This window comes from Pantoea sp. CFSAN033090 (genome assembly GCF_001264395.1).
Lineage (GTDB): Bacteria > Pseudomonadota > Gammaproteobacteria > Enterobacterales > Enterobacteriaceae > Pantoea > Pantoea agglomerans.
The window spans coordinates 84,858-97,694 of sequence record NZ_LGYX01000030.1 but is presented as its reverse complement, the minus strand read 5'-3'; the positions used below and the strand labels follow the sequence as shown (position 1 = coordinate 97,694).

At 56.3% G+C, this 12,837-nt stretch carries 10 protein-coding genes; 8 read left to right on the top strand and 2 right to left on the bottom strand.

The annotated features are described in order from the left end of the window. Positions 1 to 66: 66 nt before the first annotated feature. The 5 genes from AFL22_RS20835 (at position 67) to ompC (ending at position 8,723) form a co-directional block, all read left to right on the top strand. Complete coding sequence (locus AFL22_RS20835) at positions 67 to 2,010, top strand: Ig-like domain-containing protein (protein WP_052272101.1); 1,944 nt, start codon at positions 67 to 69, stop codon at positions 2,008 to 2,010. 304 nt (positions 2,011 to 2,314) lie between these two features. Continuing rightward, on the top strand, positions 2,315 to 3,670 hold the full coding sequence (locus tag AFL22_RS20830; RefSeq protein WP_010248373.1) for a TolC family outer membrane protein: 1,356 nt from the start codon (positions 2,315 to 2,317) through the stop codon (positions 3,668 to 3,670). Positions 3,671 to 3,686: 16 nt separating this feature from the next. Then, a complete protein-coding gene (locus AFL22_RS20825; protein WP_010248371.1) occupies positions 3,687 to 5,840 on the top strand; it encodes a type I secretion system permease/ATPase in 2,154 nt (717 codons plus the stop codon). After that, entirely contained in the window at positions 5,837 to 7,006 is a 1,170-nt protein-coding gene (locus AFL22_RS20820; RefSeq protein ID WP_010248368.1) for an HlyD family efflux transporter periplasmic adaptor subunit, read from the top strand. Before AFL22_RS20825 ends, AFL22_RS20820 begins: the two co-directional genes overlap by 4 nt. A 598-nt stretch (positions 7,007 to 7,604) precedes the next feature. Continuing rightward, a complete protein-coding gene (gene ompC / locus AFL22_RS20815; protein WP_031292696.1) occupies positions 7,605 to 8,723 on the top strand; it encodes a porin OmpC in 1,119 nt (372 codons plus the stop codon). A 17-nt stretch (positions 8,724 to 8,740) separates the two neighbouring features. Here the strand turns inward: ompC and AFL22_RS20810 are convergent, their stop codons facing one another. Together AFL22_RS20810 and AFL22_RS24315 are read right to left on the bottom strand one after the other, a co-directional pair. After that, on the bottom strand, positions 8,741 to 8,935 hold the full coding sequence (locus AFL22_RS20810) for a hypothetical protein (protein ID WP_010248364.1): 195 nt from the start codon (positions 8,933 to 8,935) through the stop codon (positions 8,741 to 8,743). A gap of 149 nt (positions 8,936 to 9,084) precedes the next feature. Next, positions 9,085 to 9,195, bottom strand: coding sequence for a hypothetical protein (locus tag AFL22_RS24315; RefSeq protein ID WP_010248361.1), 111 nt, complete (start codon positions 9,193 to 9,195; stop codon positions 9,085 to 9,087). A gap of 171 nt (positions 9,196 to 9,366) precedes the next feature. On the opposite strand from AFL22_RS24315, the gene apbE reads away from it, so the two are divergent. From apbE to AFL22_RS20795, 3 genes are all read left to right on the top strand, one after another. Next, positions 9,367 to 10,413: an FAD:protein FMN transferase ApbE gene (gene apbE / locus AFL22_RS20805; RefSeq protein WP_033788219.1), complete on the top strand. Its 1,047-nt coding sequence runs from the start codon at positions 9,367 to 9,369 to the stop codon at positions 10,411 to 10,413. Next, on the top strand, positions 10,413 to 11,054 hold the full coding sequence (alkB, locus tag AFL22_RS20800) for a DNA oxidative demethylase AlkB (RefSeq protein WP_033767444.1): 642 nt from the start codon (positions 10,413 to 10,415) through the stop codon (positions 11,052 to 11,054). Before apbE ends, alkB begins: the two co-directional genes overlap by 1 nt. Before the next feature lie 96 nt (positions 11,055 to 11,150). Continuing rightward, the gene (locus tag AFL22_RS20795; protein WP_033788221.1) at positions 11,151 to 12,803 is read left to right on the top strand and encodes a multidrug ABC transporter permease/ATP-binding protein; all 1,653 of its coding nucleotides are present in this window, start codon (positions 11,151 to 11,153) and stop codon (positions 12,801 to 12,803) included. The last annotated feature ends 34 nt before the right edge of the window (positions 12,804 to 12,837 follow it).

Genomic DNA, 12,837 nt, shown 5'->3' with positions numbered 1-12,837 from the left:
TCAGACTAAACGATCGGTTTATCCGATGGTTTTTGTCTGCGTTTCTGTTCTGAACTGAGGTTACCTATGTCATCACGCGATACGCTTCGTACTACCCGGCTTGAATCCATTTTTCAGACGGCGGTAAGCGACTTTGCCGTCGCCGATAGCGCAGTGCCAGCCATTGCGCCGGTCACCACGCAAAGTCTGAGCCTTCCTTTCGCCACGCAGAGCCAGAGCCTGCCGATCACCACGCTCTACACGGAGTCACCGCCTAGCAGCCCGCTCAACGACAGCACACTGGCTGTCAGCGCGGTCAAAAGTTCGCCGCCCGCTATGCTGCGACCCTATGAACCGATCGCCAGTGATGGCGTGATCGCCGGCTGGGAAGCGCAAAAGCCGGTGCATCTGCGCGGCCGTGCGGAAGGAGAAGCGGGATCCATCGTAACGCTGACCTTCAACGATCAAAGCTGGCACAGCACCGTCAATAAGTGGGGCTACTGGAACGCCTCAATGCCGGCTGATGCGCTGAAAGGCGTAGCGGATGGCAATCACACGCTGACGCTGACCATTACCGATAAAGCAGGGCAAAGCACGGCAACCACCGTTGATTTTGGTCTCTATACCGACCGCACGATCAAACCTACGCTGACCGTGGACACGGTCAGTGGTGATAACGCGGTGAGTATTGCTGAGAGCATTTATGGCGTTGAGATCAGCGGCAGCGCAACGCATCTGCCGGTGGGGTCGGTGCTGAAACTGACGCTGGGTACGCAAACCACCACCGCCAGCATGGGAAATGACGGTAAGTGGTATGGCACATTTCATGAAAGCGATATGCAGGCGCTGAAAGACGGGGTCTACAGCCTGAAAGTCACGGCGACCGATCCCAATGGAAAAACCGCCACCGAATATCACGATCTGACGCTGATCACCCATCTGAGTAGCCTGCCAAAAATTACCTTTGATAAGGTCACTGCGGACGATGTGATAAACCTGGCAGAAAGCCAGCAGGATCTGCTACTGAGCGGCACGCTCTCCACCGTCATGCCGGGCCATCGCCTGGTGATCACGGGTGCCAACCAGAAAGATTATGCCGCCACCATAGGCGATGATGGACACTGGCAGGTGGTGATCCCGGCAGCGGATGTGCACGCCTTTATCAACGTTGGGGAAATCCGCGCCTGGTCGATCGACGGGGCCAAAAACTACATTGACGTCACGCATGAGCTGAATATCCACACCGGCTTTATTCCGATCTACACCGAAATGGATATCGGCGGTGACATGACGCTCAACTATCAGGAGGCGCAGCACGATCTGAGCTTCTACGTTGAAGGCGCCAACACCCTGGAGATCAACGGTAAAACCTACCAGCCCGATGCCAAAGGTATGGTAACACTGACCTCCAGCGAGCTGCTGGCGCTGCCGGATGGCCCGGTCGCCGCCACCTTTCACCGCTGGGATGAATATGGCAACAGCGACACCCAGACCAGCGATAAACTCTTTACCGTAGCCGTGCACCAGCGGCCAACGCTGACCCTGGACACGGCTTTTGGTGATAACAAAATTGATGCTGCCGATGTCAACAGCTGGCATCTGATTCAGGGCAGCTCCAGTCATCTGCAACCGGGCAGCCTGGTGGAATTAACGCTGGGCGATCAGCACTACAGCGCCAGTGTAAAAGCCGATGGCGGCTGGGCGCTGACTATTCTGGCCGGGCAGCTGGCACCGCTGGACGATGGTGAATACCAGATGACAGTCAGCGGCAAAGACAGCGCCGGTAATCTGGCCAGTGCCAGCCAGACGGTGCAGGTGGCATCACATACTGAAAGTGCCAACCCGCTGGAGGGTCAGACGGTGGACCAGCTGCTGGAGACGGTCAGCCTGACCCAGCAGGCGGAGACGGCGCACGTGGCGCAGGCATCTTCTGCCGCCGCCGCACCGCAGGAAAGTCATCTGTTCTCTGATATTCCTTATACGCTCGCCGACCACCTGCTGCAGCATCCTGCGGCACACCCCCTGGTCTGACGCTGACACATTAGTAAACGCACTGCCTTCCGGACAGGTCTGTTAAGCCTGTCTGGATTGGCGCGAGCTCGCTCAGTGGTTGCTTTTCGTTCGTTCAGCAGAAATATTAACGATTTCATCTGTTTTTAGCAGGAATAAGCGCGGGATCTGATCTAATAATGTTAAAGGTCGTTTAGCGTCTCGCTTGCGAACCATAAATAAAATAACGCAGTAAATCTGTCAGACGCTGAGTAGCACCCCTTTTTGCTCGCTTTGTTCACCAGGAAAAACACCATGATGATAAGAACCCCTGTTGGTATGGATAATGAACAAAGCGCGATTAACTTTTTTGTTGTGCGCCCTGAGTGGCGTTGCAGTGCACGCGGCCTTTGCCGCACCGTTACCTAAAGCCGAATTTAACTGGCGCGCCGCGCCCACCGAAGAGCAGATTGCCAGCTTAACGCTGCGCGACGCCATTCTTCGGGCCTTCGCCCGCAATCCGAAAATCTCGGAAGCGGCGGCACAGATCCACATCGGTGAGGGGGATCTTGATGCCGCCCGCAGCGCCTGGTATCCGCAGATCTCACTGCAGGGCGCGGCGGGACGCTCTCATCAGACCGACTCCGCCGGGAGCCTGAACAATAACGGCTCCGGCGGTATCACACTCAGCCAGCTGCTCTACGACTTTGGCCGCACCGGCAGCGCCATCGATGAGCAGCACGCGCTGTCGGATGCTTATCGTTACAGCCTGTTCGACTCGATGACCACCGTGGCGGAAGATACGCTGCAGGCCTACCTCGAAGTCAAACGTTACCAGGCGCTGGCAGAAACGGCGCATACCAATATTGCCTCGCTGAAGCGCGTGCGGGATATCGCGAAACTGCGCGCCGATGCCGGCCTCAATTCCCAGTCCGACGTGCTGCAGGCAGAAACCCGCATCGCCGCGATGCAGGCCACGCTGGAGCAATATCGTGCCCAGCATCGTTCCGCCACCGCGCAACTGACCGTGCTGACCGGCGTGGTTCCCGCCACGCTGCCTGAACTGCCCCAGGCGCTGCTTAAGCAGCAGATCACCCTCGACAAAATCGCCTATGAAAGCAGCGCGGCGGTGCGCAGTGCGCAGTCGAAGCAGGAAGCCGCTCGTGAACGGGTGCGCCAGGCAGAGTCCGGTCACTGGCCGACGATTAAAGTGCAGGCGGGCCGGACCCGCTATGAAAACGATCGTCAATCTTACTGGGATGATGAAGTGCAGCTGCAGGTGGAAGCACCGCTTTATCAGGGCGGCCTGGTGAATGCGAAAACCCAGTCAGCAGAGGGCGATCGTGAAGCGGCGCAGGCCGCTATTCAGCAGGCTAAGCTCGCCATCAATCAAAACGCCTCTACCGCCTATGCCGACATGATTGGCGCGCAGCAGCGGCAGGCTGCCGGGGAAGTGCAGCTGGCCAGCGCCGACCATACCCGTAATGTCTACGCCGATGAATATCGCCTGAGTAAGCGCAGCCTGAACGATCTGCTTAGCGTGGAACAGGATGTGTTTCAGGCTGACAGCTCACGTATCACCGCGCTTTACGATGGCTGGGACGCCACCGTGCGTTATGCCGCCGCGGTAGACAATCTGCTCGATATCATGGGTATCGATCGCCAGCAAAGCAGCGGCGATCTCCTTCCTTCGCTGCAATAGCGATAAGGCATTAATAATGAGTACATCAACCCTGAATACCGATAACTGGATTGCCGCCATGCTGCGCGTAGCCGCGCGATTCGGTAAACCTGCCGATGGCAAAACCCTGCGTCAGCAGATGCGCTGGTTTGAACATCTGCCGGTGTCACAGCAGCTGGAACGACTCTCCGGCCTGCTGGGACTGCATCTGACCATGGTGCCGCAGAACAAACTGCGCTGGCGTCAGGAGATCACCCCGGTGGTGCTGGTGCTGGAGAATGCCAGCGTGGCGGTGCTGGAGAGCATCGATTCAGACAACAGCGCGCGCTACTGGCTCAGTGAAGGCGGCGATGTGGTGCGTGAAAGCGCGTTATCAGAACTGCTGGCACGCGCCCAGGGCGATGTCGGCGTGATTGGCGTAGCGGCGCGTGGCCGTGATGCGCGCATCGACGAATTCGTTCAGCCTTATGAACCACACTGGTTCTGGAAAAATTTTCGCGGTATGGGCCGCCGTATCACGGAAATTTCGCTGGCCTCGGTGATCAGTAATGTGCTGGCACTGGCCGGTATTCTCTTTTCGATGCAGGTCTACGATCGGGTCATTCCGGCCCAGTCGCAGTCCACGCTGTGGGTACTGTTTGTCGGCGTGCTGATCGCTGCAGCCATTGAGTATCTGATCCGGCTGATGCGGACCCAGGTGTCAGACTTAATGGGCAAACGCATCGACCTGAAAGTCTCGGCCATGCTGTTTGCCCGGGCGATGAGCATACGTAATGAGGCGCGTCCGAAATCGACCGGTTCGTTTATCTCGCAGCTGCGTGAGATCGACCAGGTGCGTGAGCTGCTCACCTCAACCACGGTAGGCGCAGCGGCCGATCTGCCGTTTGTCATCCTGTTCCTGTTTATCATGTCGTTTGTTGGCGGCTGGCTGGTGCTGATTCCGCTGGCGGCGATCCCGCTGATCGTCATTCCCGGTCTGCTGGTGCAGATCCCGATGGCGCGGCTGGCCAAAGAGGGTCTGCGCGAGGGCGCGCTGCGCAATGCGGTGCTGGTAGAGACCATTGAAGGGATTGAGGATATCAAGGCGCTGCAGGCGGAACCCTATTTTCAGCGTCAGTGGGAGCAGACGCACGAAGTCAGCGCCTCAATCAGTAATCAGCAGCGGTTGTGGGGCGCGCGTCTCACCGGCTGGGCGTCGACTGTGCAGCAGCTCACCTATGCGGGCATGCTGGTATTTGGTGTCTATCTGGTACTCGATTCGCAAATCACTACCGGTACGCTGGTTGCCTGCAGCCTGCTCTCATCACGCACCATCGCCCCGCTGATGCAGCTGACCATGGTTTTCTCGCGCTGGCAGCACGCCAAAATGGCGATGAAAGGGCTGGATGAGTTGCTGAAAAAGCCGCTTGATCAGCCTGAAGCGACCACGCTGGCACACTGCCCGACGCTCACCGGCCAGTACGATCTGCGCAATGTGCACTACAGCTATGACGAAGAGAATGAAAAGAATGTGCTCAACGTTCAGCAGCTGCAGATTAAGCCCGGCGAGAAGATTGCCATACTGGGCAAAGTCGGAGCAGGGAAATCGACGCTGCTGAAGATCCTCGCCGGTCAGGCGCTGGCTACGCAGGGCAAAGTGATTGTCGATGGCGTCGATATTGAGCGTATCGATCCCACCGATTTACGTCGTCAGCTCGGCTGGCTGTCGCACGACTCCCGCCTCTTTTTTGGCACGCTGCGGCAGAATCTGATGCTGGGCAATCCCCATGCCAGCGAACAGGAGATGCTGCAGGCGCTGCGCATCAGTGGCGCGCTGTCGCTGGTCCAGCAGGATGCCGCCAGCCTGGACCGCATTATCAATGAAGGCGGGCGCGGACTTTCGGGCGGCCAGCGTCAGATGGTGATGCTGAGCCGGTTAATCCTGCGTCAGCCGCAGGTGGTGTTGCTGGATGAACCCACCGCGGCGATGGATGAACAGCTGGAGGAACATGTGATCCGTCAGCTACAGGGCTGGATCAGCGGCCGGACGCTGGTGCTGGTGACGCACCGTCCGGCGCTGCTGAAGATGGTCGATCGTATAGTGGTGATGGATAACGGCCGGATTGTGGCCGATGGCCCGCGCGACGAGATCCTGCGCCGTGCGACGACACCCGCGTCGGCACCGTCGCCAGGTAAAGGAGACACCGCATGAGTCTGGTTATTGTTGATAAAGATCTTGCCCGTCATGAGCGCCGGACATCGGCGATTATCTGGCTCTGCACCGCCGCGCTGGCGATTTTTCTCATCTGGGCGCACTTTGCCATTCTGGATGAGGTCACGGTCGGCACCGGTAAAGTCACCCCTTCCAGCCGCGCGCAGGTGATCGACAGCCTGGATGGCGGCATCGTCAAACAGCTTAACGTGCATGAGGGCGACATTGTCGAAAAAGGGCAGGTGCTGGCGACCCTCGATCCGACACGCTTCCAGTCGAACTTCGGCGAGGCGCAGGCCAAAGTGCGCACCCTGCGCGCCTCGTCCGAGCGGCTGGAGGCGGAGCTGTCGGGCACGCCGCTGACATTCAGCGCCGAAACGCTGAAGGAGCCGAACCTGGTGACGCGCGAACGGCAGCTCTACGAGTCGCGACGCCGCAATCTCACCGAAACCATCAGTAATCTGCAGCAGTCGCTGCGACTGGTGCAGGATGAACTGCGCCTGACGGAACCGCTGGTTGCCAAAGGCGCAGCAGGGCAGGTCGAGGTGATTCGACTGCGTCGTCAGGTCAGCGATCTGCGCGGCAAAATCGATGAGGCGCGCAATGACTATCTGGTGCGCGCCCACGAAGAGCAGGTGAAAAATAATGCCGAACTGGATGCGCAACTGCAGGTTGCTGCAGGCAAAGAGGATCAGCTGACGCGTGCCACGCTCTATTCACCGGTGCGCGGCATTGTTAAAGATATTCAGGTCACCACGGTCGGTGGGGTACTGGAGCCTGGCGGTAAACTGATGGAAATCGTTCCGCTTGAGGATCAACTGCTGATTGAGACGCGCATCAATCCACGCGATATCGCTTATATCCGGCCCGGTCTGGCGGCTACCGTCAAAGTGACCGCCTATGACTCCTCCATCTATGGCGATCTGCACGGCGAAGTTGAAACGGTCTCGCCAGATACCCTGCAGGATGAGGTAAAACGTGATCAATATTACTATCGTGTTTATGTTCGTACCCAGAAAGCCGAGCTGACTAACCGTGCCGGACGAAAATTCCCGATCGTGCCCGGTATGGTGGCCAATGTAGAGATTAAAACCGGTCAGAAATCGGTTATGGATTATCTGATTAAGCCCCTGAATAAAGTCAAAGAATCGATGCGCGAGCGCTGAAAATCCGCACCAGCTAAAATATCCGCCTGCTTAATTACGGTGATAAATTAACATGGCGGATATTTGGGCAGTCAGGGCGCAAAGTGTGCGTATTTTAACAATATGTGCGGAAACAGGCCGTAGTTAATTTAACCCGGTTAAGAAAGTTTACGAAGATATAACGCAACGGCAAACAGCAGGCAAAAAAATGCCGGACAACTTGTCCGGCGGGAAATAATAAGTTGTACATCTCATTCGGGGAGAATGAAGGTAATAATGGAATAAATGATGATAGCGGGGTCTATTCTATTACCAGATGCCGTATAAGTTTTATCATTCAGTGCTTCGGAATACTCTGATGTAACCTGTTGATAACATAGCTCTCTGAATCGGTTTATCGATTTGTGCGCCATTTTTTATCGATCCGTGCTGGTTATTAGTTCCCCGTTATTTACATTATGAAATAACTGTTTCGACGTATGAAACACTTTTGGAAATTTAGTAGCATTTTCCTGGTGGATTATTGCCCGTTATAAAACAACAATGGCCTGCCGGCTGAATTTTTAATCATTCAGTTAGCAGTGGCAAATAATAAAGGCACATAACAGAGGGTAATAAAATGAAACGTCGCGTTCTCTCCCTGATGATCCCTGCGTTGCTGGTTGCAGCAGGATCAGCAAACGCAGCTGAAATCTATAACAAAGACGGCAACAAATTAGATCTCTTTGGTAAAGTTGACGGTCTGCACTACTTCTCTGATAACGATGGTTCTGATGGCGATCAGTCTTACGTTCGCTTCGGCTTTAAGGGCGAAACCGAAATCAGCAATGAGCTGACCGGTTACGGCCAGTGGGAATACCAGGCGGCGCTGAACAACGCCGAGTCTGAAGGTACGGCTGACAGCTTCACCCGTGTTGGCTTTGCCGGTGTGAAATTTGGTGATGCAGGTTCGTTCGACTATGGTCGTAACTACGGCGTAGCTTACGACATCGGCGCATGGACCGACGTGCTGCCAGAGTTCGGCGGCGACACCTACGGCGCAGATAACTTTATGTATCAGCGCGGTAACGGCATGGCGACCTACCGTAACAATAACTTCTTCGGTCTGGTGGATGGCTGGAACTTTGCAGTCCAGTATCAGGGCAAGAATGGCAACAGCACCGAGTCTCCGAATGGCCGTGACGTACTGGGTCAGAATGGCGACGGCTGGGGTCTGAGCACCACTTATGATCTGGGTTCAGGTTTCGGCATTGGTGCGGCTGCTTTCCAGTCTGACCGTACCAACGACCAGAACAGCGCAACATCAGGCATCCTCGGGAGTGGCGATAAAGCGGAAGTCTATACTGGCGGTCTGAAATATGACGCGAACAACGTCTATCTGGCGGCTATGTACTCACGCTCGTACAATGCGACCCGCTTCGGCGACAGCACCAACGACTCTTCAGCTTATGGCTATGCGGATAAAGCGGACAACTGGGAACTGGTTGCGCAGTATCAGTTTGACTTTGGCCTGCGTCCATCCCTGGCGTACGTCACCTCACGCGGCACCGATGTTCAGAACTGGGGTAAACAGAATCTGAAAAAATATATCGACGTTGGCGCGACCTACTACTTCAACAAAAACATGTCCACCTATGTTGATTACCAGATCAACCTGCTGGACGACAACGCTTTCACCGACGCAGCCGGTATCAATACCGACGACGTGGTGGCACTGGGTCTGGTTTACCAGTTCTGAGTTGTACGGGAGCGCAGTTACCGCTGCGCTCCTGCGTCACCTTTCGGGCTGAGCGCTTCAGCCTTTCGCCACTTGGTGGCTTCCGGCGCGGTTGTCACTGACGACACCACGCTGCCGAATCGCGCGCCTTCAAATGCCACGCCTGCCAGGGTGAAGGCTGAAAAGCTCAGCCAGTGATGCCATGCTGACTGCCACTTCTGTGAATTTTTCATTCTGCACCTCTCAGAGATAAACACTGTTTCAACAGTGCAGAATTCATGCCAGCTTTACCGCTCTCATAGCCACAGACCTCGCGCGCACTTTGGTACACTTGCCGCGCGCGTCAGGGCGATCTTGCCCCAATCAGGTGCAGTTAAGCCTGTTATTGGCGCGGGCGTGAGGGTGTCATGTGACGATGACGACGCTGATGCAAGACTTTATAGCTACTGAAGATAAACAGCCCCAGGGCAATGACGAGAATCAGATAGATCATCTGCCGCTCCTTACTTTGATTAACGTTAGTCGCCTGATAAAAGGCGGATACAGGGTAGATGACCGGTGAATACTGATAGGTTTCAGAGAAATATTCAACTCTCTTTAAGCGTCTTTACCCGAAGTTTATGCTTTGTAGCAGAGCTGAATAAAGTGTTACAAGTGAGGAAAGATGCGTTCTCAGATTAATCTGCTGTTTATAGCGATGTTAGCATTGATGTTAACGGCCTGTGATAAGCCAGCGACCACATCCGCGCTGGTGCTGGAAGGAAAAACCATGGGAACCGTCTGGCGGGTAAGCCTGGCCGGTGTGGCGAGTGAGCGCAGAGCGGAACTGCAACAGCGGATTCAGCAGCAGCTGGATGCGGACGATGCGGAACTCTCTACCTGGAAGCCAGACTCCGCCTTATCGCGCTTTAACCAAAGCCGTGACCTGTCACCGCAGCCGGTGAGTGAAAACATGGCAGATATTGTCACGACCTCACTGCGGATTGGCCGTAAAACCGGCGGGGCGATGGATATTACCATCGGGCCACTGGTCAACTTATGGGGCTTTGGCCCGACGAAGCAGCCCGGCCATACGCCGGATGCGGCACAAATCGCCGCCGCCCGGGCGCAGACCGGATTGCAGCATCTGCGGGTGGTGCAGGGCGCAGACGGACAGTGGCTGCAGAAAGATCTGCCAGGTCTCTATGTCGATCTCTCGACGGTGGGCGAGGGCTTCGCCACCGATCATCTGGCGCGACTGATGGAGCAGCTCGGCATCAATAACTATCTGGTGTCTGTGGGCGGCGCCGTGCTGAGCCGTGGCCTTAATGCGCAGCAGCAGCCGTGGCGGGTGGCGATTCAGAAACCGACCGATCGTGAGAATGCGGTTCAGGCGCGCGTTAATCTGCAGGGACACGGCATCAGTACCTCCGGCAGCTATCGCAACTATTATGAACTGGACGGCAAACGCATTTCTCATGTTATCGATCCCGTTACCGGACGGCCAATTGAGCATAAACTGGTTTCCGCCACGGTGATCGCCACCACGGCGCTGGAAGCCGATGGCTGGGATACCGGACTGATGGTACTTGGCACGGAAAAAGCCCAGGCGCTGGCGATCGAACAGCATCTGGCGGTCTATCTGATCAGCAAGCAGGGCGATAAATTTGTCAGCTGGATGTCGCCGCAGTTCGCTGCTTTCCTGATCCCCGCTGAATCCGGAGAACCCTGATGTTAGATCTGTTTAGTGAAGAACAACCCTGGCAGGAGACGCTGGCTGAGGGCGCGGTGATCCTGCGGCGTCGCGCACGTGAGGATGCAGAGGCGCTTTATCAGCAAATAATGGCAATTGCGGAGCAGAATCCGTTTGCCCATCGCATTACGCCCGGTGGCCATCGCATGTCGGTGGCGATGACCAACTGTGGCGATTTCGGCTGGTCGGTGGATTCTCGCGGCTACCAGTATCAGCAGCAGGACAACCTGAACGGGCGTAAATGGCCGGCTATGCCGCCGCTGTTTCGTACTCTGGCGCAGCAGGCGGCGTCTGAGGCGGGGTTCCCTGGCTTTAATCCGGATGCCTGCCTGCTTAATCGCTATGAGCCGGGCGCGAAGCTGACGCTGCATCAGGATAAAGATGAGAAAGATCTGCGTCAGCCTATCGTTTCGGTGTCGCTGGGTTTACCGGCGGTCTTTCAGTTTGGCGGTTTCGAACGGGGTGATAGTACCCAGCGTGTGCTGCTGGAGCATGGCGACATTGTGGTGTGGGGCGGGCCGTCGCGCCTGCGTTACCACGGCATCCTGCCACTTAAGCCAGGCGTTCATCCGCTGGTGGGTGCCTGGCGTTATAACCTGACGTTTCGACGCGCTTTCTGACCCACCATGCCGGTTACGGCGTGGTACGAATAACTATTGCTATCATTTTGCATCCCATTACACTGCAGGCTGTTTTTTGACTGCTGGATTGCCTGCATGACGTTGCTAAGCGTTGTTTTTCGCCAGTTCCGCTGGCCTTTTATCGGGGTAATTGCGCTCACATTGTTAAGCGCCGTGCTGGGTATCGGCATGATCGCCTTTATCAATCGCGAAATGATTGTCGCCATCAACACCTCATTCGCGGTACTGCCGCAGTTTCTGTTGCAGCTGGTGGTGCTGATGGCGGTGACGCTGGCCTCGCAGCTGGCGCTGACCATGCTTGGCCATCAGTTTGTCTGGCGACTGCGCGGCGAATTTATCAAGCGTATCCTCGATACCCGCATTGAACGCATCGAGCAACTCGGCAGTGCGCAGCTGCTGGCGGGCCTGACCAGCGACGTGCGGGCCATTACTCTGGCCTTTGTGCGCCTGCCGGAGCTCTTTCAGGGTGTGATTATTACGCTTGGCTCGGCGATCTATCTTGCGTGGCTGTCGCCTAAAATGCTGCTGGTAACCAGTGTCTGGCTGGGTGTCACGCTGGTTGGCGGCTGGCTGCTGGTCTCGCGGGTTTACCAGCACATGGCAAAGCTGCGGGAAATCGAAGATAACCTCTATCGTGATTATCAGACGGTGATTGAAGGGCGCAAAGAGCTACAGCTTAACCGCTCACGCGCTCAGCAGGTTTACGACACGGTTTATCAGGAAGATGCCCGCGCCTGGCGACACCACATTGTCCGCGCCGATACTTATCATCTCAGTGCGGTCAACTGGTCAAATATCATGACGTTAGGCGCTATCGGCATGGTCTTTTTTATGGCCAACAGCCTGGGCTGGGCCAATACCGCCGTCGCCGCTACCTTTTCCCTGACGCTGCTGTTTTTACGCACACCGCTGCTCTCCGCGGTGGGCGCGTTACCGACGTTGCTCAGTGCCCAGGTCGCATTCCGTAAGCTCAATGCCTTTGACCTCGCTCCTTATCAGTCAGGATTCCACTCCGCCTCCACGTCCTCAGACTGGCAAACGCTGGAGTTGCGCGACGTCTCTTTTCACTATGGTGATAACGGCTTCCAGGTCGGGCCGGTTAACCTGACGCTGCGCCGGGGCGAACTGGTCTTTCTGATTGGCGGCAACGGCAGCGGGAAATCGACGCTGGCGATGCTGCTGACTGGTCTTTATCAGCCTCAGTCCGGCACGCTGCTGCTGGATGGCAAGCCGATAACGGCGGATGAGCTTGATGTGTGGCGCAGTCAGTTCTCGGCGGTCTTTACCGACTTACACCTGTTTGACCGGTTAATGGGGCGGGAGGGGATTGCGGCCAATCCGGCGCTGGTTCAGCTCTGGCTGGAGAGACTGAAGATGCAGGATAAGCTGAAGATTGAAGGCAACAAAGTGCTGAATCTGCAGCTTTCTAAAGGACAGAGTAAGCGACTGGCACTGCTGCTGGCGGTGGCAGAAGAGCGCGATGTGCTGCTACTGGATGAGTGGGCGGCGGATCAGGACCCTCACTTCCGACGTATCTTCTATCGCGAGCTGCTGCCGTGGCTACAGCAGGCGGGTAAAACGGTGTTTGCTATCAGCCATGACGATCACTACTTCATTCATGCCGATCGGCTGCTGGAGATGCGTGAAGGCAAGTTGACGGAGCTGACCGGTAATGAGCGCGATCTTGCCACGCTCGACTCGGTAAAACGCACCGACACCGGGCTTTAACGGCAGCTGGCAAAGCTTAGCAAAAAAGCGTAGT

What these genes read in the sequence shown, in the direction of transcription:
- AFL22_RS20835 (WP_052272101.1), top strand. Translation starts at nt 67, where the DNA reads ATGTCATCACGCGATACGCTTCGTACTACCCGGCTTGAATCCATTTTT.
- AFL22_RS20830 (WP_010248373.1), top strand. Translation starts at nt 2,315, where the DNA reads ATGAACAAAGCGCGATTAACTTTTTTGTTGTGCGCCCTGAGTGGCGTT.
- AFL22_RS20825 (WP_010248371.1), top strand. Translation starts at nt 3,687, where the DNA reads ATGAGTACATCAACCCTGAATACCGATAACTGGATTGCCGCCATGCTG.
- AFL22_RS20820 (WP_010248368.1), top strand. Translation starts at nt 5,837, where the DNA reads ATGAGTCTGGTTATTGTTGATAAAGATCTTGCCCGTCATGAGCGCCGG.
- ompC (WP_031292696.1), top strand. Translation starts at nt 7,605, where the DNA reads ATGAAACGTCGCGTTCTCTCCCTGATGATCCCTGCGTTGCTGGTTGCA.
- AFL22_RS20810 (WP_010248364.1), bottom strand. Translation starts at nt 8,935, where the DNA reads ATGAAAAATTCACAGAAGTGGCAGTCAGCATGGCATCACTGGCTGAGC.
- AFL22_RS24315 (WP_010248361.1), bottom strand. Translation starts at nt 9,195, where the DNA reads ATGATCTATCTGATTCTCGTCATTGCCCTGGGGCTGTTTATCTTCAGT.
- apbE (WP_033788219.1), top strand. Translation starts at nt 9,367, where the DNA reads ATGCGTTCTCAGATTAATCTGCTGTTTATAGCGATGTTAGCATTGATG.
- alkB (WP_033767444.1), top strand. Translation starts at nt 10,413, where the DNA reads ATGTTAGATCTGTTTAGTGAAGAACAACCCTGGCAGGAGACGCTGGCT.
- AFL22_RS20795 (WP_033788221.1), top strand. Translation starts at nt 11,151, where the DNA reads ATGACGTTGCTAAGCGTTGTTTTTCGCCAGTTCCGCTGGCCTTTTATC.